Genomic DNA, 23,278 nt, shown 5'->3' on the forward strand with positions numbered 1-23,278 from the left:
CGAATATCTATATTATCCATTAAATAGTATAGATATAAGGAGTTAATGATAGATTCTTTTTTTATTCAAGATAATGGGGAGTAAGACCGCACCTCAAATGTTGATAAATTATAGGGAAAACACAATCTCGATTGTATGTAAGAGAATAATTTGTGGTAAAATCACTATATCTATATAGAAGATTAGATGAGCATAAAGCTTGTTAGACACGGAATAAGGGTAAGATAAAGTTCGTCTAGCCTACTATTATTATCTCCTTTAAGGAAAATCCTCTTTCGTTAGTTGGAGAAAAAAGTAAATGATGAAATTTGTTAAGTGGGTGGAAATATTGAAGCTTTTGGTGAAAGCGCCAGCTAAAATCAATTTGTCATTAGATGTGCTTCATAAGAGACCAGATGGGTATCATGAAGTAGAAATGATTATGACGACAATTGATTTAGCAGATAGAATTGAGCTAGCATTGTTAGACAACGATGTAATAAAAATAGTTTCTCTTAATAGGTTTGTTCCTGATGACCAAAGAAATCTTGCTTATCAGGCAGCAAGTATATTAAAGGAAAAATTTGATGTGAAAAAAGGCGTAGAAATTAAAATTGAGAAACATATTCCTGTTGCAGCAGGTCTTGCTGGAGGAAGCAGCGATGCAGCGGCAGTATTACGTGGTTTAAATAAGTTATGGGATTTAGGGTTAACATTAGATGAATTAGCTGTCATTGGAGCTGAAATTGGGTCTGATGTGTCCTTTTGCGTCTATGGGGGCACTGCCCTTGCAACTGGAAGAGGGGAAATCATTAAGGAATTGCCTGCGCCACCAGTGTGCTGGGTTATTTTGGCAAAACCGTTTATTGGTGTATCAACAGCTGATATTTATAAAAGACTAGATACTGAGACAATACAGCATCCAAATACGGAAAAAATGATTGAGTCCATTTCAGCGAAAGATTATGATTTAATGTGTGAAAATGTCGGGAATGTGTTAGAGAATGTTACTCTAACCTTATACCCAGAGGTTGCTCAAATTAAAGAACAAATTTGCAAATTTGGTGCAGATGCTGTTCTTATGAGTGGAAGTGGACCTACTGTTTTTGGATTGATTCAACATGATTCAAGGATGAATCGTGTTTATAATGGTTTAAGAGGATTTTGTGATCAAGTATTTGCGGTTCGAATGATTGGACAGCGACATACCCTTGATTAAATCCGTATAATAATGTAAAATTGTCTTTAAATATTCGGATTTTGGGGGTTCAGTTATGAAATTTCGTCGTAGTGAGCGTTTAATAGACATGACGAATTACTTGCTGGAGCATCCTAGGCAGTTAGTATCTCTTTCTTACTTTGCAGAAAAGTACGGTGCAGCCAAGTCTTCAATCAGCGAAGATTTGGCTATTATTAAAGAAACATTTGAGCAAAGAGGAATAGGGACTTTACATACATTGCCAGGAGCAGCCGGTGGAGTAAAGTATCAAGTAAAAGTCAGTGATGAAGCAGCGAAACCATTTGTTGAAGAGCTTTGTGATTTGATAAAAAGTCCAGAAAGACTTTTGCCCGGTGGTTATCTATATATGAATGATATTCTGGGAAATACGACTATCATGCAAAAAGTGGGGAGACTGTTTGCCTCTGCCTTTGCTGATACGGATATTGATGTGGTCATGACAGTTGCTACTAAAGGAATTCCTTTGGCATATGCAGTTGGAACTTATTTAAATGTTCCTGTAGTTATGGTTAGAAGAGATAGTAAAGTAACAGAAGGTTCCACGGTGAGTATCAATTATGTTTCTGGTTCTACAAAAAGAATCCAAACGATGTTGCTTTCTAAAAGAAGTTTAGAAGATGGCTCAAAAGTTTTGATTGTGGATGACTTTATGAAAGCTGGCGGTACCATCAATGGTATGATTAGTCTATTAGAGGAATTTAATGCAAGCGTTGCAGGAATCGCAGTATTAGTAGAAGCCGAGGAAGCCGAGGAAAGACTAGTGGATGATTATTTATCACTAGTAAAATTATCCGGTGTCGATGTAAAAGAAAAGAAAATTTCTGTGGAAAATGGTAATTATTTCGACAAAAAGTAACTCTTAGGGGGAAAAGACAAATGAAAGTTGTTCAAACAAATAACGCACCAGCAGCTATCGGACCGTATTCTCAAGGGATTATTGTGAATAATTTATTTTTCAGTTCTGGTCAAATTCCTTTAACTGCAGAAGGTAACTTAGTAGAGGGAGATGTGCAGACACAGACACATCAAGTATTCAAAAACTTAGCAGCTGTTCTTAAAGAGGCAGGTGCTTCCTTTGAAACAGTTGTGAAAGCGACTGTATTTATTAAAAATATGGAAGACTTTCAAGCAATCAATGAAGTGTATGGAGAATATTTCTCTACACATAAGCCCGCTCGTTCATGTGTAGAAGTAGCTAGGCTCCCTAAAGATGTATTAGTTGAAATCGAAGTCATCGCGCTCTGTAAATAAGTTGCTTCCTGAAGGAGGATAGTCGGAGAATAAGTGGAAAAAACAGAAGATTTTATCACTTTTCGGCACTTTTTCTTTATTTTATTCCTAAATATTCTAAAAAATTTCACCTAAAAGAAGGAGTTATGAAAATTCTGTTGAATTTAATAACTAGATTTTATCTTCTAGTAAAGGTGGTGAACAGGATGGAAGTAACTGATGTAAGGCTACGCCGAGTTAACACGGATGGACGTATGAGAGCTATTGCCTCTATTACACTAGATAATGAATTTGTTGTTCACGATATTAGGGTAATTGACGGAAATAACGGACTATTTGTAGCGATGCCAAGTAAACGAACTCCAGATGGTGAGTTTAGGGATATCGCTCATCCAATTAACTCTGGTACAAGAGGAAAAATCCAGGAAGCAGTTTTGGCAGAATACCACCGCCTGGGTGAATTAGAAATTGAATTTGAAGAAGCTGGAGCTTCCTAAAATAATCTGCAGCTAGAGCCTACTTCCTAAGAGTAAGGCTCTTTTTTTATTTCTATTTCTCTCCTATTTACCCCTTGATTTTCCAATGAAAACAATTTGTTCTTTTAGTATCATAAAATAGATAAGGTTTATCACTTTCTCATGGTTGGCGAAGGTATTCTCTATAGGGAAAAAAGAAAATGTTACAATTAATAAAACAGCTTTTATAAAGAAGCATACATAAAATGTGAATCCTTCCTTGAAATCAAGATGTATTTGAGATATATTTTTTAGTGGATAAAAAGGTTATTGGAGGCCTGTGAATGACAACTCGTTACGCAGTGATTTTAGCCGCAGGACAGGGTACTAGAATGAAGTCAAAACTTTATAAAGTACTTCATCCTGTTTGTGGGAAACCGATGGTACAGCACGTTGTAGATCAAGTGGAAAAGCTACAAGTGGATTCAATCGTAACAGTAATTGGCCACGGTTCAGAAAAAGTAAAAGCACAGCTTGGTAATAGTGTGAAATACGTAAATCAAAAAGAACAGCTTGGAACGGCACATGCAGTAATACAAGCAAAAGATCTCCTTGTAGACAAAGAAGGAGTGACACTCGTTATATGCGGGGATACGCCACTTATGACAAGTGAAACGATAGAAGCACTCTTTTTACACCATGAGAAAGTAGGAGCGAAGGCAACCATTTTAACGGCAAAGGCAAGTAAGCCAGATGGGTACGGCAGAATCATTCGTAATTCAATGGGAGTAGTAGAGAAAATTGTAGAACACAAGGATGCAACGGATGAAGAAAGAAAAATAACAGAAATTAATACAGGTACCTATGTATTTGATAATGCACTGCTATTTCAGGCGTTGGCTAATGTCTCCAATGAAAATGTTCAAGGAGAGTACTATCTGCCAGACGTTATTGAGATTTTAAAAAAGCAGGGAGAAACAGTAAGTGCATTCCAAACCACAGATTTCAATGAAACAATTGGTGTGAATGACCGGATTGCTTTATCTGAAGCAGAATCAATCATGAGAAAGCGAATCAATGAACAGCATATGCGGAATGGCGTAACGATAATTGATCCGTCCAATACTTATATTGAAGCAGACGTAGCAATTAAAGAGGATACCGTTATATATCCTGGAAGTATGATTAAAGGAAATACTGTAATAGGTGCAGATTGTATTATTGGGCCAAATACAGAAATAAATAATTGTACAGTGGGAAATAATACGGCTATTAAACAATCTGTCGCCCATGATAGCAGCATTGGCTCTGATGTGAATATTGGACCGTTTGCACATATTCGTCCAGCATCCATGATTGATGATGAAGTGAAGATTGGAAACTTTGTTGAAATCAAGAAAGCGACATTTGGAAAAGGCAGTAAGGCATCTCATTTAAGTTATATTGGAGATGCGAATGTTGGTAGTGATGTCAATATTGGCTGTGGAACCATTACAGTTAATTATGATGGCAAAAATAAGTTTATGACGACGATAGAAGATGGCGCATTTATTGGATGTAATTCCAATTTGATTGCACCTGTCACAGTTGGAAAAGGTGCTTATGTTGCAGCAGGCTCCACCATTACAGATAACGTTCCTTCTGAGGCACTTTCGATTGCCCGTGCACGTCAAGTTAATAAAGAGAATTATAAACGTAAATAAATAGGTTAAAAGGAAGAATAATTCGTTTAATAGATATGTTTCATTCTTCGTACTATAAGAGGAAAAAGACCAGTGGAGGTTCAGCATGCCAGTTAAGAATTTAGATCCAAATTTGAAGGTATTCAGTTTAAACTCTAATCCAGCTTTAGCGCAGGAAATTGCCGATTCAATTGGAGTAGAATTAGGGAAATGTTCAGTAACACGTTTTAGCGATGGTGAAATTCAAATTAATATTGAGGAAAGTATCCGTGGTTGTGACGTCTATGTTATTCAGTCAACAAGTGCACCTGTTAACGAACATATTATGGAGTTATTAATCATGATTGATGCATTGAAGCGTGCCTCAGCTAAGACGATTAACCTAGTAATTCCTTATTATGGGTATGCTAGACAAGATAGAAAAGCAAGAGCACGAGAACCAATTACAGCGAAATTGGTAGCTAATTTATTAGAGACAGCTGGAGCAACTCGTGTTATTACATTAGACTTGCATGCACCACAAATTCAAGGTTTCTTTGATATTCCGATTGATCACTTAATGGGTGTGCCAATCCTTGGTAATTACTTCAGTCAACGTGAATTCGATGGAGAGCTTGTGATTGTTTCTCCAGATCATGGCGGGGTTACAAGAGCAAGAAAACTTGCAGAACGATTAAAGGCGCCAATTGCTATTATTGATAAAAGACGTCCAAAGCCAAATGTTGCGGAAGTTATGAATATTGTTGGTAATATCGAAGGGAAAATTGCTATCCTTATTGATGATATTATTGATACAGCTGGAACCATTACACTTGGTGCCAATGCTCTCGCAGAAAATGGAGCAAAAGAGGTTTATGCATGCTGTACACATCCTGTTTTGTCAGGACCTGCAATGGAAAGAATTAATAATTCTAAAATCAAAGAATTAGTTGTAACAAATTCTATCGAATTGGGTGAAAAGAAACTTTCAGCTAACGTTATTCAATTATCAGTTGCTGACCTATTAGGTGAAGCGATTTTACGTGTTCACCAAGACCAATCAGTAAGTTTCTTATTTGATTGATAGAACCCTTTATATCATTCAGATTAGTCGCTTGTCTAAAAGGCAGGCGGCTATTGGTATTGTGCCTTTCTTTTAAACAGAAAGCAAATTCTTTATGTTTAAATATCTTCCATTTAGGGCATTTTTTATATAAGAGTGTTCATTTGATAAAATAATGGAAGGTGAAATCATGACAACAACTTTACAGGCAAAAAAACGTACGATGGACAAACATTCAAGCTTAACAAAATTAAGAAATAATGGAGAAATTCCAGGTATTGTTTATGGATCAAAAATAGAAAATACGGCAATTTCCTTGAGTGAGGCTAATTTCTTGAAAACGATTCGTGAAGTTGGAAGAAATGGCGTTATTTCACTAGATATTGATGGGGAAAATTATAATGTCGTTTTAAATGAGTATGATGCTGATCCAATTAAGCGAGGTATTATACATGTGGATTTTTTAGCGGTAGACTTATCAAAGGCTATCAGTGCACCAGTAAAAGTATCTTTAGTGGGGGAAGCTGCTGGAGTAAAAGATGGCGGCGTTATGCAGCAGGCTTTACACGAAGTAACAGTGACAGCAAAGCCTAATGATATCCCATCTAGTATTGATATTGATGTAACAGAGCTTCAGGTAGGAGATACGATTACTGTCGGAGATGTGAAGGGTTATGATAAAATAGAAATTAACCACGAAAAAGAGGAAGTTATCGCATCAATTCTTGCACCAAGACAGGAAGAAGAAATTAGTACAGGAGAACAACAAGAAGAAGGTATGCCGGATAATGTGGAAGGCAGAGAAACAGAGCCAGAAACAGCTGAAGAATAATCCGATTTATCTAAATGTATTCTCCCTGTACTTTTTTAGAAAGGGATTTCTAGAAAAGCAAAAGCAAGAAAAAGGTTTGACCGATTAGCATTCTATTGGCCAAACCTTTTTCTTGTATGATATAGGAGTATAGAATGAAAAAGCAGGGGGATTCATATGAAATTAATTGTAGGTCTTGGTAACCCAGGGAAGCAATATGATAGAACAAGACATAATATTGGATTTGAAGTAATTGATTTTTTATCAAGTCATTATAATATTCCATTAGATAAGGCAAAATTCAAAGGAAATTATGGAATAGGAGTTATTGGCGGTGAAAAAATGATTTTATTAAAGCCGCTTACATATATGAATCTTTCTGGGGAGTCTATTCGTCCAATTATGGATTACTATGATCTAGAGCCAGAAGATTTAGTCGTTATTTATGATGACCTAGATCTGCCAGTCGGAAAAATCCGACTTCGACAAAAAGGAAGCTCTGGCGGACATAATGGGATTAAGTCAACTATTCTTCATGTTGGCACAGAAAAGTTCAATCGTATAAGAGTTGGTATTGATCGTCCTAAAAATGGAATGAAAGTAGTTGATTATGTCCTTGGAAAATTTACTAAAGAAGAAATGGACATATTAGAGGGAACCATAAAAAAATGTGCAGATGCGTGTGTCCAATGGGCAGAAGAACCCTTTTTACAAGTAATGAATAAATATAATATCCAGTAAGATAGAGAACCATCCGCTTATTTTGGTTATATTTACATCCGAATAGGTGAATACTAGCAATATTAATGTGCTAGTAAGGAGGCCTAGGGATGGCTATACATTATCATTGCAGACATTGTGGTGTGCATATGGGAACACTTGATACAGAGTCCATTGCAGCAAATCGCTTAGGATTTGATCATTTATCGGACGAAGATCGATCAGAAATGATTCAATATCATCAAACAGGTGATATTGAGGTAAAGTCTATTTGTGAGGACTGCCAAGAATCATTGTCAAAAAACCCAGGCTACTATGAAAATGATTATTTGATTCATTAGAGGATTGTTTTTTAATTCGGAAAAAGCTTTGGAATAATCCAAAGCATTTTTCCGTTGTCTATATATTTGTTTTCTTGCGGGTAGCAGGAATATAGGCAAGATATCTCGTATATAACAACATTAAGGAGTATTTTCTTTCATCTTTTTTTAAATGATGTCATGATAAGCATGATTCCATTCTGCTTAAGGGGCATGAGCTGAAGGATTAATAGTAACTAGTCATTAATTAGGAAATAAATAGATTGCAATCATAGATATATCGTGTAAGATAAGAACAAATTATCAGGAATGGATGCACGTTGAAAATAAAAAGAGCTAGCAAGCAGGAAGTCATATACTTTACTAAAAAATAAGAAAAAACTAGCTCAACACCATTTTATGGTGTCTTTTGCTTTCGAATGGGAGGGAAAATTTTTTGTTAGGGCTAAAACAATTATTTAAACAGCAAGAAGATATACAAAATGTCATTTCAGGACTAGATGCTGGATTACATGAACAATTAGTTTCAGGACTTTCCAATTCAGCACGTACTTTATATATGACATCAATTTATGAAAAAACAAAGAAGCCATTATTAATTGTGACTCATAATTTATTACAGGCGCAAAAGCTATACGATGATATTACCAATATAGTGGACGAAAAGGACGTTTTTCTCTATCCTGCTAATGAATTAATTGCAGCTGAAATTAGTATTGCAAGTCCAGAATTAAAGGCTCAGCGTATAGAGGTATTGAATTATTGGGCGAAAAAAAAGTCGGGAATCATGATTGCGCCAGTAGCAGGTCTGAGAAAGCTGCTTCCTCCAAAAAAGTTATGGAAGGAAGCGCAATTAAAGCTTGAAATTGGGCAAGATCTTGATTTAGAAGCCTTTTTATTAAAGCTTGTTCATATGGGATATGTACGCTCGGAGATGGTTTCATCGCCGGGAGAATTTAGTGTGCGCGGTGGAATTTTAGATATTTATCCATTAACAGAGGAAGATCCGCTCCGTATTGAATTATTTGATACAGAAATTGATTCGATTAGAGCCTTTTCGCTTGAGGATCAACGCTCGAAGGAAAAAAAGGAAAACGTAAGCATTGGACCGGCGACAGAAATTCTTTATGATGAGAATGCAGTCGGCGACTTGCTGGCTATGCTGGAAAAAGGCTTAGCCCAAAGCTTAAAAAAAATAAAAGATGAAGCGACAAGAACGTTACTGACACAGAATATTAGCAGGGAAATGGAACAGCTAAGAAATGGGCAAAAGCCAGAACAACTATATAAATACTTATCCATTCTCTATGGAGAACATGTCAGTTTAATAGATTATTTACCGAGTAACGGTTTTTTAATTGTCGATGAAATTAGTAGAGTGCAAGAAATGAATGACACGCTTGAGAAAGAAGAAGCTGATTGGTATACAAGCTTGTTAGGTGAGGGAGAAATTATTCATGGGTTAACCTTATCTCAAAGTATCAATCATCTTTTACATCAGGCAAAACAGCCAATTGTCTATTTATCTTTATTCTTACGCCATGTTCCAAATACTAATCCGCAAAATATCATAAATGTATCCTGTAAACAAATGCAGAATTTCCACGGGCAAATGAATGTTTTGAAGACAGAAATGGAAAGATGGAAAAAAAATCATTACACCGTTGTTCTGCTTGGTAATAGTGAGGAGCGCTTAGAAAAGTTAGAGCAAGTTCTTCAAGATTATGATATGGAAGTAATGATTCAAAAAAACGCTAAGAAGATTTCCGAAGGGAAAATTCAATTATTAGAAGGTCATCTGCAGTCAGGATTTGAGCTTCCTATCCTAAAACTAGCGGTAATAACAGAAGAAGAACTATTTAAGACAAAGACTAAAAAGTTATCCAAAAGAAGACAAAAACTAACAAATGCAGAGCGTATAAAGAGTTACTCTGAGTTAAATGTTGGTGACTATGTAGTCCATGTTAACCATGGTATTGGTAAATACCTTGGGATTGAAACACTTCAAATTAATGGTGTCCACAAGGATTACCTACATTTACGATATCAAGGAAATGATAAGTTATACGTTCCTGTTGAGCAGATTGATTTGGTCCAAAAATATGTTGGATCAGAGAGCAAAGAACCAAAAATATACAAATTAGGCGGTAACGATTGGAAGAAAGTAAAGAAAAAGGTAGAGTCTTCTGTTCAAGATATAGCGGATGATCTTATTAAGCTGTATGCGGAAAGAGAGGCTTCTGTTGGTTATGCCTTCTCTCCAGACGGGGAAATGCAGCGAGAATTTGAAGCGGCATTTGCCTACCAGGAAACAGAGGATCAATTACGGTCTATTCATGAAATCAAAAAAGACATGGAAAGAGAAAGACCGATGGATCGTCTTCTTTGCGGAGATGTTGGTTACGGGAAAACAGAGGTTGCAATCAGAGCGGCTTTTAAAGCGATAGCGGATGGAAAGCAAGTAGCTTTCTTGGTTCCAACAACTATTTTAGCGCAGCAGCATTATGAAACGTTGAGAGAGCGTTTTCAAGATTATCCAATTGAAATTGGCTTACTCAGCAGATTTAGAACGAGAAAACAGCAAAATGACACGCTAAAAGGACTTAAAGCAGGAACCATTGATATTGTCGTAGGAACGCATCGGATTTTATCAAAAGATATCTCTTATCGAGATTTAGGTTTATTGATTATCGATGAGGAACAACGCTTTGGTGTAACGCATAAAGAGAAAATAAAACAATTAAAAACGAATATTGATGTATTGACGCTAACGGCTACACCAATTCCAAGAACACTCCATATGTCTATGCTAGGTGTACGTGACTTATCAGTTATCGAGACCCCTCCGGAAAATAGATTCCCTATTCAAACCTATGTAATGGAGTATAACGGTGGACTTGTAAGAGAAGCGATTGAAAGAGAACTTGCCAGAAATGGCCAAATTTATTTTCTGTATAACCGGGTTGAAGACATTGAGAGAAAGGCTGAGGAAATTTCAATGTTGGTGCCTGACGCCAGAGTTACTTATGCTCACGGGAAAATGACAGAAAATGAATTAGAATCAGTAATGCTTGGGTTTTTAGAAGGGGAATATGACGTTTTAGTAAGTACGACGATTATTGAAACAGGAGTAGATATACCAAATGTAAATACACTAATTGTCCAGGATGCAGACCGTATGGGGCTGTCGCAATTATACCAATTACGAGGCAGGGTTGGACGTTCGAATCGAGTAGCTTATGCATATTTTACGTATAAGAAGGATAAAGTTCTAACAGAGGTCGCAGAAAAAAGATTGCAAGCAATCAAAGAGTTTACGGAGTTAGGATCTGGCTTTAAAATTGCCATGCGCGATTTGACTATTCGTGGTGCAGGAAATCTTCTCGGTGCCCAACAACATGGATTTATTGATTCAGTCGGGTTTGACTTATACTCTCAAATGCTAAAAGAAGCTATTGAAGAGAGAAAAGGAACAATTAGTGAAGAACTAAGGCAGACGATTGAAATCGACTTAGATATAGATGCCTATATTCCTGATTTTTACATTAATGATGGACAGCAAAAAATTGAAATGTATAAGCGTTTTAGAGGTGTTACTTCCTTAGAGGATATGGAAGAGCTAAGAGAAGAATTAATTGATCGTTTTGGAGACTATCCAGAAGAAGTTTCGTATCTTTTCAAAATTACAGAAATGAAGATTTATGGAAAGCAAGCAGGAGTAGAGTTGATCAAGCAGACGAAGGATGAAGTACTTATTTTATTATCGGAACATGGAAGCGACCGTATGGATGGCCAAAAAATATTTGAGAAGAGTTCTAAGTATGGTCGAATGATTGGTCTTGGTATGGAAGGAAGAAAATTAAAAATGATCTTCCATGTAAAGGGTGTTGAAAAAGAAAAGTGGCTGAAGGCTTGCCATGAAATGGTAGAAGCATTAAATACATTTAAAAAAGAACCAGAACAAGTTACTAAATAATAGGGATGAGTTTCCTTACAGTCTTGTGATTGGAATGTAAGTATTCCCACAAAGGAGAAACCCGAATGATTATACGGATGCTAACATTTCGTATAATCATTTGGGTTTTTCATTTTCAAAGATCTAAAATCCTCTAATTTGGAAAGTGTTCTCCACAATTGGCTTATAAATACTATATGAGAAACCAGTTATTATGGAAATCGTTATATAGATTACCCATCTTTCCACATTAGCTATTCTTTGTGCACCTTCCTTTCCATTTACCTATTTTATAAAGAAAATAGCGTGAATAGGATGTTTAATATAGGGGGACAAGGGTATAAACAATATAGATAACAATAGTAGATTTTCTTTGGAATGACATCTAAGTAAATACAATAATAAATAAATAAATAAATGGTTTATCCCAATCTGGGAGGTAAAATTGATAATATGGTAAATCATCTTTTTCCTTCTTGAAATATTCAAAAAGGAAAATAAAGCTACCTAGAGAAAATTTTGCATGATTAATGTATAGAACTTACCATATGAAAGATACTATGTTTAAATATGGTGAACATTTCATGTATAGTGAGAATGCTTTCGCCAATTTAAAAAAAATCATCTGATGAAAGTGAGGCAACACGGAATGAAAGCAACTGGAATTGTGCGTCGAATCGATGATTTGGGTCGTGTCGTTATCCCAAAAGAAATCAGAAGAACATTACGAATTCGCGAAGGGGATCCATTAGAGATTTTTGTTGATCGAGATGGAGAAGTAATTTTAAAGAAATATTCACCTATAAGTGAATTAAGCGATTTTGCTAAGGAATATGCTGAGGCTCTCTATGATAGTTTAGGAAATGCTGTGCTAATTTGTGATAGAGATTCTTACATCGCTGTTTCGGGTGGATCGAAAAAGGACTATTTAAATAAGAACATTAGTAGTGTAGTGGAAAAGGCAATGGAGGATAGAGGGTCCATACTGATGAATCAACAAGACCAAGTATCCTTAGTTGATGGTACTACTGAAACGATTTCTGCCTATACTATTGGTCCTATTATTGCAAATGGTGATCCAATTGGGGCAGTTGTCATTTTCGCAAAAGAGGATTCACTTGGTGATGTAGAGAAAAAGGCAGTTGAAACCGCAGCAGGATTTTTAGCTCGCCAAATGGAATCATAAGGTTTGCCTAACATTTTTACTAAACCATATATTTTAAAAGTCGACAAACTCGGGAAAGAGCTGTCGACTTTTTTTGTTTACGAAAAGAATAGCACTCTATGATGAAAATTGTTCTACTAAAAGTAGAACAAATCTGTTATAATGAGAATATAACAGTATGAGGTGATTAATGATGTATATACAAATAAATCCTGAATTGGAAATGCCCATCTATGAACAACTTACTATGCAAATCATGATAGGGATAATTAGGCAAGAATTACAGGATGGTGATGTGTTACCATCTGTTCGTTCACTGGCCGCTGATTTAGGTGTCAATATGCATACTGTGAATAAAAGTTATCATGCTCTCGAAAAAAAGGGGCTTATTCAAATTATTCCTAAATCTGGTGCAATCATTCGAACAAACAATGGGATTCCAACCCAAGAAGAGCAGGACAGAATTTCAAATAGCTTAAAACCAATGATTGTGGAGGCGTTAGTAATAGGAATGAAGGAAAAAGAAATAACTGGGTTAATACAATCCATTATCCATAAATTAAAGGAGGAATAAAAAAATGGAAACCATTATTTTTATTAGTATGATCATCATTACTGTTTTTTTTGAAGCGGCTATGCCTTTTCTAGTACGAAAAACAGTTGTATTTGGGGTAACCATTCCCAACAAACAAGTAAATAATCCGCAAATTTCAACCTATAAAAGACGATATTCTCTCTTCGTTATCGTTCCTTCTCTTATTGGGATTATAGCTTATTATATTTGGCAAGCGGCGAATAATATTCAAGCAGATCAAGTAGCGATTGGTGGAACCGTTTTGCTGTTTGCTATTTTGTTTTGGAGCTTAAGTCTCTACTTTTACTTTCACGGAAAAATGATGGCACTAAAAGCAGAGAATAAGTGGGAGGAGGAGCTAAAAGAAATAAATGTAACAGAAATTGGAGTTAGACAAAAGGATGAGATGCTCCCGTGGTATGTATTTCTTATTCCAATAATTATTACGGTAGGATTTTTGGTCTTTACGGCAACACAGTATCATTTATTACCAGCGGAAATACCTGTACACTGGGGATTGTCTGGAAAAGCTGATCGATTTACGAAGAAGACGCCTATATCTGGTGTGTCCATGCTATTGATTTTACTGGTTATGCAGATTATGTTCTTAAGTATAAACAGCGCCACTAAAAAATCAGGGATTAAAATAAGTGCCAATAATAAACAAGCATCTAAGCTTAGACAGCTAAAGTATCGCAAATATACAAGCTGGTTCTTTCTTCTTACGTCTATTGCTATAACGGTTCCTATCATATTGTTACAATTAACAATTTTATACGATAATATCTTCAGTGATCACTTAGTCTTTCTTATTCCAATTATTATTACCTTATCTTTATTAATTGGAGCAATTTTCTTTACGATTAAATTAGAAAGATTAAATCGCGGAGCGGAGGGAGAAGAACAGGACACCAAAGAAATCTCATCTTTTGATGGAGATAGCTATTGGAAAGGTGGTTTATTTTATTTTAATAAAAGCGATCCTTCTATTTTTGTGGAGAAGCGTTTTGGTGTTGGCTGGACATTAAACTTTGCTAATCCAATTGGGTATGTCATTGTTTTTCTACCAATGCTTATTATTATCTTGATAAGCATTATGTAATAAGGGGATTTGTTTTTAGGCGTGGCTGGGAAAAAACAAAATATATAATGGATAAAGATGAACAACCTCTAATTTAGTTGTGAAACCAATTCGTTCCATTACGCTACAGACACTCTATGCGCCGAGGAGGCTTGGCGCTCGCCCCATGGGAAGCGAAGTGTATTCAGTCTGCGGGTGATTACCACAACCTCTCTTTCATAAAATAGATAAAAGCCTCGGACAATTATACGAATTTTGTTTGCGTATAATTGTTCGGGGTTAAATTTGACTTAAACACTTATGTCCCCCTCCTCTTTTTATGTTAATTTATGGAAAAAGTGTTATGTGCAAGGATACATCTTCCATCTAACTATGCTATAATACTAGCGAAAGTAATTATGGAAGGAGCTAGACATGTGAAGACTTCGCAATCAAATGTCTGGTTTAAAGGCGCTTTTATTCTCATGATAGCTGCCTTAATAACTAAAGTACTAAGTGCTGTATATCGAATACCGTTTCAAAATATTGTTGGTGATAAAGGCTTTTATATCTATCAGCAAGTTTATCCCTTTTATGGGGTAATTATTGCTTTATCTACATATGGTTTTCCAGTCGTACTATCAAAATTGTATATGGAAATGAAAGTAGAGGGGAATCAATCAGGTATAAATAGACTTGTGAGTTCCTCTTTTTTCTTATTTGTTCCCATTGGCATGATAGCTTTTCTAGCTCTATTTTTTAATGCAGGAAGACTTGCCTCTTGGATGGGAGATCCTCATCTGGCATCCTTAATGAAAGTTATTTCTTTTGCGTTTCTGTTTTCCCCTTTGATTGCTATTTTGAGAGGGATTTTCCAAGGGGAAGGAAATATGATTCCGACAGCAGTTTCACAGGTGGGCGAACAATTAATCAGAGTAGGGATTATTCTGTTCGTCGCTGTGTTTTTTTCTTATCAAGGTTACTCCTTATATGCCATTGGGGCAGGTGCTATGTTTGGCTCTGTTGTCGGAGGCTTACTCTCCTTGTTCGTCTTAATTTATTTTTATAGGAAATCCGCCCTTTCTTTTTCGCTTTTTCACTTTTCGCTTCTTTTTGAAAAGGAGAATCGTATTCTTTGTAAAAGAGTAATATATGAGGGCATAACTATTTCTATTAGTAGTATGCTTTTAGTGTTATTGCAATTAGCAGATTCATTGAATTTATATTCCTTATTAATGGAAAATGGCATGGCTGATGAAAAGGCCAAAGTGATGAAAGGAATTTATGATAGAGGGCAGCCGCTCATACAAATTGGAAGTATCATTTCTACTTCGATGGCTTTAAGTATTGTCCCGCTTATTACAAAGAATCGCCAAAAGACAAGTAAGAGGGATCTTATGAGAAATATCCATTTCTCTCTTTTAGTCAGTTTTTTTATTGGACTTGGAGCGACTGTAGGGCTAATTGGGATTATTCGAGAGACAAACAGCATGCTGTTTAAGAATGATGCCGGTTCAGAAGTGCTTACTGTTCTGTTTTTTGTAATATTCCTTAATGCTATTATTGCAACGATAATGGCCGTTCTTCAAGGCTTAGGGCAATCTTTCTATCCAGCCCTTTTGATTGTATTAGGTTTTATAGGGAAGTATGTTCTTAACATTGTGCTCATTCCTGCCTTTGGGATAGATGGAGCAGCCTATGCATCGCTTATTGTATTATCTATCATTCTAATTTTAATGGCAGTAAAATTGAAAAAAATAGTCAAAGAACCGCTTATTAGTTTAAAACAGATAATGATTATAAGTGGTGCGAGTCTAGTTATGTTACTTGTACTGAGAGGATATATACCACTTACTTCTATACTGCTTGAAGGGATCGAGCATGACCGGATTAAAAGCGCTATTCAAGCAGTATCCGGGGTAGTAATAGGTGGAATAATATATGTGGCAATCGTGTTGCGAGGAAATGTTTTTAAAGAAAAGGAATTATCATTATTACCATTAGGAAGTAAACTAAAATGGTTTTTACCGAAAAAAGGAAGGAAATAAAATGAGTCAAATAAAAATTATTGGATTAGGAGCTGGGGATATAGACCAGCTGCCGTTAGGTGTCTATCGCAGCTTAATTGATGACAATAAAACTGTATATGTCCGGACGAAGGATCATCCCGTTATCTCAACGCTTAAGCAAGAGGGAATAACCTTTTATTCCTTTGATTCTATTTATGAAAAACATAATCAATTTGAAGCCGTATATGAGGAGATTGTTGAATTCCTTTTAGAAAAAGCAAAAGAGATGGATATTGTCTATGCTGTTCCAGGTCACCCGCTTGTTGCAGAGAAAACAGTACAACTCTTAATAGAAAAAGATAAAGAAGGAATTGCCTCTATCGAAATTGCTGGTGGTCAAAGCTTTTTAGACAGTATTTTTCAGGCATTGCGAATTGATCCAATTGAGGGCTTTCAGCTGCTAGACGGAACTGCTCTTAATCGAGCAAGTATTCAGCTTAGAAATCATTTGATTATTGGCCAGGTATATGATACTTTTTCTGCATCGGAAGTGAAGTTAACCTTAATGGATATGCTGCCATATGATTATCCAATTAAGATTGTCACTGCAGCGGGAAGCAGTCTAGAAAAGATAAAAGAAATAGAGCTGCATGAGTTGGATAGAGAGGTAGATTTAAATAATTTAACAAGCATATATGTGCCTCCTGTTCAGGAAGAAAAATTCTTATATAAAGAATTTTCTCAACTGAGGCAGATAATAGCAGAGCTTCGTGGACCAAATGGCTGCCCATGGGATAAAAAGCAAACCCATGAAAGCTTACGGAAATATTTACTGGAAGAAAGCTATGAATTAATTGAAGCCATTAATGAAGGAGATATTGACCACATTATTGAAGAGCTTGGAGACGTATTATTGCAAGTGATGCTTCATAGTCAAATCGGAGAAGATGAAGGTTATTTTTCTATTGATGATGTATTGGAAGGGATTTCCGATAAAATGATTCGTAGACATCCACATGTATTTGGAGAAGAACAAGCAGATTCTGTTGATGATGTGATGAAACATTGGCAAAATGCGAAAAAACAAGAAGAAAAAACGGACAGGGAGTCTGTTTTAGAGGGAATAAATAGTGCGTTGCCTAACTTAATGCAAGCTTATGAACTGCAAAAAAGAGCGGCAAAGATAGGATTTGATTGGCCGAATGTAGAAGGAGCTTGGGAAAAGGTAAAAGAGGAAATTCTGGAGTTTCAAGAGGAATTAAAAGAGGTTAATAATAATGAACAAATAGAAAGTGAATTTGGTGATATTTTGTTTTCGCTTGTAAATATTGCTAGGTTTTATAAAGTGGATCCAGAATTAGCCATCTTCCGGACAAATAAAAAGTTTATACAGCGCTTTTCTTATATAGAAGAAAGGGTAAAAGAGTCTGGGAAGGAATGGAGCCAAATGAATTTAGAAGAATTAGACCAATTTTGGAATGAAGCAAAGAAAAAATAACAATATGAAGGAGCTATTAGGATGAGACTGGATAAATTCTTGAAAATTTCGCGCTTAATTAAACGAAGAACATTGGCAAAGGAAGTTGCGGATCAAGGAAGAATTTTAGTGAATGGACAGCAGGCGAAAGCAAGCACAAATGTGAAGGTCGGCGATGAGCTACAGGTTCGTTTTGGGCAAAAGCTAGTTACAGCTAAGGTGGAAATGTTGCAGGAATCCACGAAAAAAGAAGATGCTGCCAATATGTATAAAATAATTAAAGAAGAAACACTTTCTTAAGTTTAGTAATCGATATAGATGGCAATAAACAAAGTAGGGTTATTTTCTTCGCTTATAAGGCTTGTTCTAAAATAAGGATTCCTCACATATATTTGTACAAGTAGAGATTGTACTAATGGATTGTGAGGGATAATGATGAGCCAATATCATGAATCAAATATGACCAAAAGTAATACTGTAGACCATGATGTGATTATGAGAGGAAGAAAGCTGCTTGATATTACGGGTGTAAAGCAAGTAGAGAGTTTTGATAACGAAGAATTTATATTAGAAACAGTAATGGGATTTTTATCTATTCGCGGTCAAAATCTGCAAATGAAAAACCTTGATGTAGAAAAGGGAATCGTCTCTATTAAAGGTAAGGTATTTGATTTAGTTTATGTGGATGATCAAAGTGGAGATAAGGCTAAGGGATTCTTTAGCAAGATATTCCGATGACACTATCTACACAATTTATGACCATGCTGGCAATGGTTAGCATGGGTCTATTCTTTGGAATAAGTTTAGATACATATCAATACTTCTTGAAAAGGCCAAAAAGGAAAAGAAGTATTGTTTTTATCCATGATATCCTTTTTTGGGTTTTGCAAGCTCTTCTTATGTTTTATGTTCTTTTTCTAGTAAACAAAGGAGAAGTTCGCATTTACTTGGCTTTAGCATTGCTATTAGGTTTTGCTATGTACAAAAGTTTATTTCAAACTCTTTACCTTCAATTATTAAAAGGAATTATTTCTTTTTGTGTCCATGCTTATCGTTTTCTCCTTAGAATAGGTGTAAATATTGTATATAAGCCAATTAAATCTATCATTTTCTTCCTTTTGTCGATAATAATTGCTCTAGGTAAGGGACTTATGGCACTTGTCAATGGTATAATTAGGACATTAAGATTTATCATAGGAATACTCTTTAAACCAATTGAATGGCTTTTATCCCTGCTGTGGCTAATTGTGCCGAAAAAGGGTAAATTATTCGTCGAGAGAATTTTTAATAAATTGGCAGGATATTACTTTGAAATAAAGAACTATTTGAAACAATGGATGGCTAAAAGAAAAAAATAATGGAAAGGAGGAGCCTCATATGAGTGCCATAAGAAAACCAGATGTTACAACATTTCCAACAGAATATAATTTACAGCATCAAGCTAATAGTCTTAGTGGAGCTAGAAAGAAAAAGCTATTGATGCGCAGGCTGACAACGTTCTTTGTATGTGCTGCTGTTATTGGCTTTATCATGATTTCCACACTCATATCACAAAGCTCCACTTTAAAAGAGAAAAGAGCAGAGAAAGAAAAGTTAGATGGACAACTTGTTGCATTAGAAAAGAAAGAGGCAGACCTAAAAGACCAAATTGCTAAGTTAAATGATGAAGAGTATTTAGCTAAATTAGCAAGGAAAGACTTATTACTTTCAAAAAAAGGGGAAATTATTTTTAATATCCCTGAAAAAGATGTAAAAAACACAACTGGAAAATAATAAGGTCAGCAGTAATATTGACACTCTTTTTTTCCATTCTGTATAATATAAGTAAGTACGATTTTTTATATCCTTAAGGAGGCAAAACTTTTTTATGTCAATCGAAGTAGGCAGCAAGTTACAAGGAAAGGTAACAGGAATTACTAATTTTGGTGCGTTTGTTGAGCTCCCAGAAGGCGCAACAGGTCTTGTTCATATTAGTGAGGTCGCAGACAATTATGTAAAAGACATTAATGATCACTTAAAAGTAGGCGATGAAGTCGAAGTGAAAGTGATTAATGTCGAGAAAGACGGAAAAATTGGACTATCTATTAAGAAAGCAAAAGATAGACCAGAAAGACCCGAGAGACCAGAAAGACCACAATACGAACGCGGAGAAAGAAGAGAATCAAGAGGCGGCTATTCCGGAGGGAATTCTCAAAGGTCACGTAATGCAAAATCAAATGAAAATCGTGCTCCTAAGGAGAATTTCGAATCGAAAATGGCTCGTTTCTTAAAAGACAGTGAAGATCGATTAGCTTCTCTGAAACGAAATACTGAGTCGAAACGCGGGGGAAGAGGCGCTAGACGAGGGTAACTTGCTGCTGAATAACCAAATAGATAGCAGGGTTTATCGTTTATATATTCCCATAGCTTAGGCAAGCCAATTTGGCTTGCTTTTTATATTTTTATAGGAAGTTTGTCTGTTCAGCTATGCAGTAAAAAAGAATACAAAAAAACCACGTAAATTTTTTTACGTGGTTTTTTGGATAGCGGCGGAGGGGATCGAACCCCCGACCTCACGGGTATGAACCGTACGCTCTAGCCAGCTGAGCTACACCGCCATAATATTAACAAGACAATTAATATAATACAAATAAATAATCGCAATGTCAATAGATTTTAGACATTTATTTAATAGGGTAGTTTAATGTATGTTTAAGCACTTGTTAATGAGTAGAAAGACCAAAAAGCATATTGCATGAAATGACAAAAACAAGCAAGAAATATAAAAAAAGTGACAGTAGAAAAGACCATTTATATTAAGCTTGTCTGTTGATAAGGCTCACTAATTATAAAGTAACTACTTTTTCCTGGATAGAAGGAATCTATCGAATTTTGTATTTCCATAAAAAATTGGAGGAAAGAAGTCGAGCGAAAGATTGGAACTGCTTCGTTATTTTGACAAACTTTTAAATAGCTACCTTCTATAATGTGGAGCAACGATACTTGTTAGGGAGTGTGGTTTATGGAGAAAGTGGAAAGGGATATAATCGATCCGATTGGTGAAGTTGATTTTGGGAAGTCACGGGATAGCTTCAGTTCATTAGTTCATAAATTTTATACAAAAGTAGAAAACTTCTTTTTAGTAAAGGGCTTTTTACTATTAATTCTCGGTTTTTTACTTGGACGAGCCTTAATATTAGGACAACTTACTCCTTTTGCTCTTCCATTTTTTGCAGCAGTATATCTATCAAGGAAAGATAAAGCACCACTCGCGCTTATTGGATTAATAGCCGGTGCTGCTACTTTAGGGGTAACAGAGGCAGCTTCTAATTTTGTCTTGTCTTTCTTCTTTTTGATTAGCTATAAAATCATTTTAAATTGGAAAAATAAAGAGCAGCAACTTGTACCATTATTTGTGTTTGGACTAGTCTTTTTAGGCAGCTTAGTGAAAGCCTATCTTTTAACAAATGGTTTTACACTGTATGGTGGAATGTTAGCGTTTGTAGAAGGAAGTCTTGGCTATATACTTACATTAATTTTTTTACAAAGTCTGCCGTTACTCACGGTCAATAAAAGAAGACAAGCCCTTAAAACAGAAGAAATTGTCTGTCTTATCATTATGCTAGCTTCTATTATGACTGGAACAATTGGCTGGGCTGTTTATGGCTTATCGATTGAACATATTATGTCTCGTTATTTAGTTCTCCTCTTTTCCTTTATTGCAGGGGCCACTATTGGCTCGACTGTTGGCGTTGTTACCGGATTAATTTTTAGTCTTGCAAGCATCTCTAGCTTCTATCATATGAGCTTATTGGCTTTTTCTGGTCTTCTAGGTGGATTGCTGAAAGAAGGAAAGAAAATCGGTGTAGCACTTGGTTTATTTATTGCTACTCTCCTTATTGGCATGTATGGAGAAGGTGGGGGCGTCCTATCTGTTTCATTGATGGAAACAACTATAGCTGTTTTCCTATTTCTTATGACACCGAGAAGTTTAACCTCACGCATAGCAAAGCATATACCAGGAACAGCAGAATATTCCCAAGAACAACAGCAATATATGAGAAAAATGAGAGATGTAACAGCTCAAAGAGTATCTCAGTTTTCCAATGTATTTCAAGCACTCTCTAAAAGTTTTTCTCCCACAAATATAAGTGAAATGATAGAGGAAGAAGACAAGGAGCTAGACTACTTTTTAAGCAATGTGACAGAAAAGACGTGTCAGACATGTTTTCGTAAAGAACATTGCTGGGCACGTAACTTTAATACAACCTATGACTATATGAAAGATATTATGACTGAAATGGCTGATACTGGTGGGAATATTTCCTCTAGCCTTCAAAGGGAGTGGGATAAGCATTGTACAAGGTCGAAGAAGGTGACAGATGCAATCCATCAAGAATTGACATTGTATCAGGCAAATCAAAAATTAAAAAAACAAGTACAGGAAAGCAGAAAATTAGTTGCAGATCAATTGCTCGGTGTTTCTGAGGTAATGGGTGATTTTGCGAAAGAAATTCAAAGAGAAAGAGAAAATCACTACAAGCAGGAGGAATTAATCCTAGAAGCTATTCAAGAGTTTGGCATTCATATTGAAAATGTTGAAATATACAGCTTGGAACAAGGAAATGTAGATATCGATATCACTATTCCATACAATACAGGCTACGGAGAATGTGAAAAACTAATTGCACCAATGCTATCCGATATTCTTGGCGAGACCATTATTGTAAATAAAGAGGAGGTTTCTGAGTATTCCAAAGACTATAGTCATGCAACATTCCGGTCAGCAAAAGCTTATACAATAGAGACTGGTGTTGCGCATGCAGCAAAGGATGGCGGGTTTATTTCAGGAGATAGCTACTCTACTATTGAACTAGGTTTAGGTAAATACGCTATGGCAATTAGTGATGGAATGGGGAATGGGAAGCGGGCACATGTAGAAAGTGAAGAGACCCTTCAATTATTGCAAAAAATTCTGCAATCAGGGATTGAAGAACAAGTAGCGATAAAATCAATTAATTCTATTCTTTCTTTGCGAACAACGGATGAAATTTTTTCCACACTGGATTTAGCAATGATTGATCTCCAAAACGCAGCAGTCAAATTTCTGAAAATTGGCTCTACACCTAGTTTCATCAAAAGAGGGTCAAAGGTTATGAAAATACAGGCAAGTAATTTGCCAATGGGAATCCTGCAAGAATTTGATGTGGATGTTGTGAGTGAACAATTAAAGGCTGGAGATCTTCTCATTATGATGAGTGATGGTGTGTTTGAAGGACCAAAACATGTTGAAAACTTTGAGATTTGGATGAAGAGAAAAATTAAGGAATTAAAAACAGAGAACCCTCAAGAGGTAGCAGATTTAATTATGGAGGAGGTTATCCGCTCCCGCTTAGGGTTAATTGAAGACGACATGACCGTATTAGTTGCGAAAATCGACCATAATATTCCAAAGTGGGCGTCCATTCCAGTAAAAGGCTTTAAGCAAATTGCAAACTAAATTTGTCAGTTTAAAATGGTCCTTCTAGTTCTATAAAAATTTAAATGGACTAACATTCAGTAGGAGAAAAATACTGTTTG

The 23,278-nt window shown here is 35.8% G+C and carries 21 protein-coding genes and 1 tRNA gene; 21 read left to right on the top strand and 1 reads right to left on the bottom strand.

Going from position 1 to position 23,278, the window contains the following annotated elements; genetic code table 11:
• Positions 1 to 328: 328 nt before the first annotated feature.
• The 20 genes from ispE (at position 329) to NSQ92_RS22755 (ending at position 20,069) form a co-directional block, all read left to right on the top strand.
• Positions 329 to 1,198 carry a 4-(cytidine 5'-diphospho)-2-C-methyl-D-erythritol kinase gene (gene ispE, locus NSQ92_RS22660; RefSeq protein ID WP_047944410.1) on the top strand — a complete coding sequence of 290 codons (870 nt, stop codon included), beginning with the start codon at positions 329 to 331 and terminating at the stop codon, positions 1,196 to 1,198.
• 55 nt (positions 1,199 to 1,253) lie between these two features.
• Entirely contained in the window at positions 1,254 to 2,075 is an 822-nt protein-coding gene (gene purR / locus NSQ92_RS22665) for a pur operon repressor (RefSeq protein ID WP_047944363.1), read from the top strand.
• A gap of 20 nt (positions 2,076 to 2,095) precedes the next feature.
• Entirely contained in the window at positions 2,096 to 2,470 is a 375-nt protein-coding gene (locus NSQ92_RS22670; RefSeq protein WP_061801125.1) for a RidA family protein, read from the top strand.
• Between the two features lie 185 nt (positions 2,471 to 2,655).
• Entirely contained in the window at positions 2,656 to 2,946 is a 291-nt protein-coding gene (gene spoVG / locus NSQ92_RS22675) for a septation regulator SpoVG (protein ID WP_026574035.1), read from the top strand.
• A 302-nt stretch (positions 2,947 to 3,248) separates the two neighbouring features.
• Positions 3,249 to 4,607 (top strand): bifunctional UDP-N-acetylglucosamine diphosphorylase/glucosamine-1-phosphate N-acetyltransferase GlmU, encoded by a 1,359-nt coding sequence (gene glmU / locus NSQ92_RS22680; RefSeq protein WP_047944365.1) that lies wholly within the window; start codon positions 3,249 to 3,251, stop codon positions 4,605 to 4,607.
• 85 nt (positions 4,608 to 4,692) lie between these two features.
• Entirely contained in the window at positions 4,693 to 5,649 is a 957-nt protein-coding gene (locus tag NSQ92_RS22685; protein WP_047944366.1) for a ribose-phosphate diphosphokinase, read from the top strand.
• Positions 5,650 to 5,818: 169 nt separating this feature from the next.
• Positions 5,819 to 6,460, top strand: coding sequence for a 50S ribosomal protein L25/general stress protein Ctc (locus tag NSQ92_RS22690; RefSeq protein WP_047944368.1), 642 nt, complete (start codon positions 5,819 to 5,821; stop codon positions 6,458 to 6,460).
• A 156-nt stretch (positions 6,461 to 6,616) separates the two neighbouring features.
• Entirely contained in the window at positions 6,617 to 7,180 is a 564-nt protein-coding gene (gene pth, locus NSQ92_RS22695) for an aminoacyl-tRNA hydrolase (RefSeq protein WP_341153245.1), read from the top strand.
• Between the two features lie 89 nt (positions 7,181 to 7,269).
• A complete protein-coding gene (locus NSQ92_RS22700) occupies positions 7,270 to 7,500 on the top strand; it encodes an anti-sigma-F factor Fin family protein (RefSeq protein WP_047944370.1) in 231 nt (76 codons plus the stop codon).
• A gap of 415 nt (positions 7,501 to 7,915) precedes the next feature.
• Positions 7,916 to 11,455: a transcription-repair coupling factor gene (gene mfd / locus NSQ92_RS22705; RefSeq protein ID WP_047944371.1), complete on the top strand. Its 3,540-nt coding sequence runs from the start codon at positions 7,916 to 7,918 to the stop codon at positions 11,453 to 11,455.
• A gap of 628 nt (positions 11,456 to 12,083) precedes the next feature.
• On the top strand, positions 12,084 to 12,620 hold the full coding sequence (gene spoVT / locus NSQ92_RS22710) for a stage V sporulation protein T (protein ID WP_047944373.1): 537 nt from the start codon (positions 12,084 to 12,086) through the stop codon (positions 12,618 to 12,620).
• 169 nt (positions 12,621 to 12,789) lie between these two features.
• On the top strand, positions 12,790 to 13,173 hold the full coding sequence (locus tag NSQ92_RS22715; protein ID WP_321198374.1) for a GntR family transcriptional regulator: 384 nt from the start codon (positions 12,790 to 12,792) through the stop codon (positions 13,171 to 13,173).
• A gap of 4 nt (positions 13,174 to 13,177) precedes the next feature.
• Positions 13,178 to 14,275: a DUF1648 domain-containing protein gene (locus NSQ92_RS22720; RefSeq protein WP_321198373.1), complete on the top strand. Its 1,098-nt coding sequence runs from the start codon at positions 13,178 to 13,180 to the stop codon at positions 14,273 to 14,275.
• A 395-nt stretch (positions 14,276 to 14,670) separates the two neighbouring features.
• Positions 14,671 to 16,281 carry a putative polysaccharide biosynthesis protein gene (locus NSQ92_RS22725; RefSeq protein ID WP_082138432.1) on the top strand — a complete coding sequence of 537 codons (1,611 nt, stop codon included), beginning with the start codon at positions 14,671 to 14,673 and terminating at the stop codon, positions 16,279 to 16,281.
• Between the two features lies 1 nt (position 16,282).
• Positions 16,283 to 17,740: a nucleoside triphosphate pyrophosphohydrolase gene (gene mazG / locus NSQ92_RS22730; protein ID WP_095323099.1), complete on the top strand. Its 1,458-nt coding sequence runs from the start codon at positions 16,283 to 16,285 to the stop codon at positions 17,738 to 17,740.
• A 21-nt stretch (positions 17,741 to 17,761) separates the two neighbouring features.
• Positions 17,762 to 18,019: an RNA-binding S4 domain-containing protein gene (locus NSQ92_RS22735; protein ID WP_016204747.1), complete on the top strand. Its 258-nt coding sequence runs from the start codon at positions 17,762 to 17,764 to the stop codon at positions 18,017 to 18,019.
• A 135-nt stretch (positions 18,020 to 18,154) separates the two neighbouring features.
• Positions 18,155 to 18,457, top strand: coding sequence for a sporulation protein YabP (gene yabP / locus NSQ92_RS22740; RefSeq protein ID WP_047944382.1), 303 nt, complete (start codon positions 18,155 to 18,157; stop codon positions 18,455 to 18,457).
• A complete protein-coding gene (yabQ, locus tag NSQ92_RS22745) occupies positions 18,454 to 19,077 on the top strand; it encodes a spore cortex biosynthesis protein YabQ (RefSeq protein ID WP_047944383.1) in 624 nt (207 codons plus the stop codon). The genes yabP and yabQ overlap by 4 nt, the downstream gene beginning before the upstream one ends.
• A gap of 19 nt (positions 19,078 to 19,096) precedes the next feature.
• Positions 19,097 to 19,492: an FtsB family cell division protein gene (locus tag NSQ92_RS22750; RefSeq protein ID WP_047944384.1), complete on the top strand. Its 396-nt coding sequence runs from the start codon at positions 19,097 to 19,099 to the stop codon at positions 19,490 to 19,492.
• A gap of 94 nt (positions 19,493 to 19,586) precedes the next feature.
• Entirely contained in the window at positions 19,587 to 20,069 is a 483-nt protein-coding gene (locus NSQ92_RS22755) for a S1 domain-containing RNA-binding protein (protein WP_047944385.1), read from the top strand.
• A 173-nt stretch (positions 20,070 to 20,242) separates the two neighbouring features.
• Here NSQ92_RS22755 and NSQ92_RS22760 read toward each other — a convergent pair.
• Positions 20,243 to 20,316 (bottom strand) — tRNA-Met (locus tag NSQ92_RS22760).
• A 404-nt stretch (positions 20,317 to 20,720) separates the two neighbouring features.
• Here NSQ92_RS22760 and spoIIE point away from each other — a divergent pair.
• Entirely contained in the window at positions 20,721 to 23,198 is a 2,478-nt protein-coding gene (gene spoIIE / locus NSQ92_RS22765; RefSeq protein WP_047944387.1) for a stage II sporulation protein E, read from the top strand.
• Positions 23,199 to 23,278 lie beyond the last annotated feature (80 nt).

Origin of the sequence: Niallia sp. FSL M8-0099, assembly GCF_038006945.1 — a bacterium.
Classification (GTDB): Bacteria; Bacillota; Bacilli; order Bacillales; family Cytobacillaceae; genus Niallia; species Niallia circulans.

Bases quoted from the DNA above. Each gene is read 5' to 3' on its own strand.
- purR (WP_047944363.1), top strand. From the start codon at position 1,254: ATGAAATTTCGTCGTAGTGAGCGTTTAATAGACATGACGAATTACTTG.
- NSQ92_RS22670 (WP_061801125.1), top strand. From the start codon at position 2,096: ATGAAAGTTGTTCAAACAAATAACGCACCAGCAGCTATCGGACCGTAT.
- spoVG (WP_026574035.1), top strand. From the start codon at position 2,656: ATGGAAGTAACTGATGTAAGGCTACGCCGAGTTAACACGGATGGACGT.
- glmU (WP_047944365.1), top strand. From the start codon at position 3,249: ATGACAACTCGTTACGCAGTGATTTTAGCCGCAGGACAGGGTACTAGA.
- NSQ92_RS22685 (WP_047944366.1), top strand. From the start codon at position 4,693: ATGCCAGTTAAGAATTTAGATCCAAATTTGAAGGTATTCAGTTTAAAC.
- NSQ92_RS22690 (WP_047944368.1), top strand. From the start codon at position 5,819: ATGACAACAACTTTACAGGCAAAAAAACGTACGATGGACAAACATTCA.
- pth (WP_341153245.1), top strand. From the start codon at position 6,617: ATGAAATTAATTGTAGGTCTTGGTAACCCAGGGAAGCAATATGATAGA.
- NSQ92_RS22700 (WP_047944370.1), top strand. From the start codon at position 7,270: ATGGCTATACATTATCATTGCAGACATTGTGGTGTGCATATGGGAACA.
- spoVT (WP_047944373.1), top strand. From the start codon at position 12,084: ATGAAAGCAACTGGAATTGTGCGTCGAATCGATGATTTGGGTCGTGTC.
- NSQ92_RS22715 (WP_321198374.1), top strand. From the start codon at position 12,790: ATGATGTATATACAAATAAATCCTGAATTGGAAATGCCCATCTATGAA.
- NSQ92_RS22720 (WP_321198373.1), top strand. From the start codon at position 13,178: ATGGAAACCATTATTTTTATTAGTATGATCATCATTACTGTTTTTTTT.
- mazG (WP_095323099.1), top strand. From the start codon at position 16,283: ATGAGTCAAATAAAAATTATTGGATTAGGAGCTGGGGATATAGACCAG.
- NSQ92_RS22735 (WP_016204747.1), top strand. From the start codon at position 17,762: ATGAGACTGGATAAATTCTTGAAAATTTCGCGCTTAATTAAACGAAGA.
- yabP (WP_047944382.1), top strand. From the start codon at position 18,155: ATGAGCCAATATCATGAATCAAATATGACCAAAAGTAATACTGTAGAC.
- yabQ (WP_047944383.1), top strand. From the start codon at position 18,454: ATGACACTATCTACACAATTTATGACCATGCTGGCAATGGTTAGCATG.
- NSQ92_RS22750 (WP_047944384.1), top strand. From the start codon at position 19,097: ATGAGTGCCATAAGAAAACCAGATGTTACAACATTTCCAACAGAATAT.
- NSQ92_RS22755 (WP_047944385.1), top strand. From the start codon at position 19,587: ATGTCAATCGAAGTAGGCAGCAAGTTACAAGGAAAGGTAACAGGAATT.
- spoIIE (WP_047944387.1), top strand. From the start codon at position 20,721: ATGGAGAAAGTGGAAAGGGATATAATCGATCCGATTGGTGAAGTTGAT.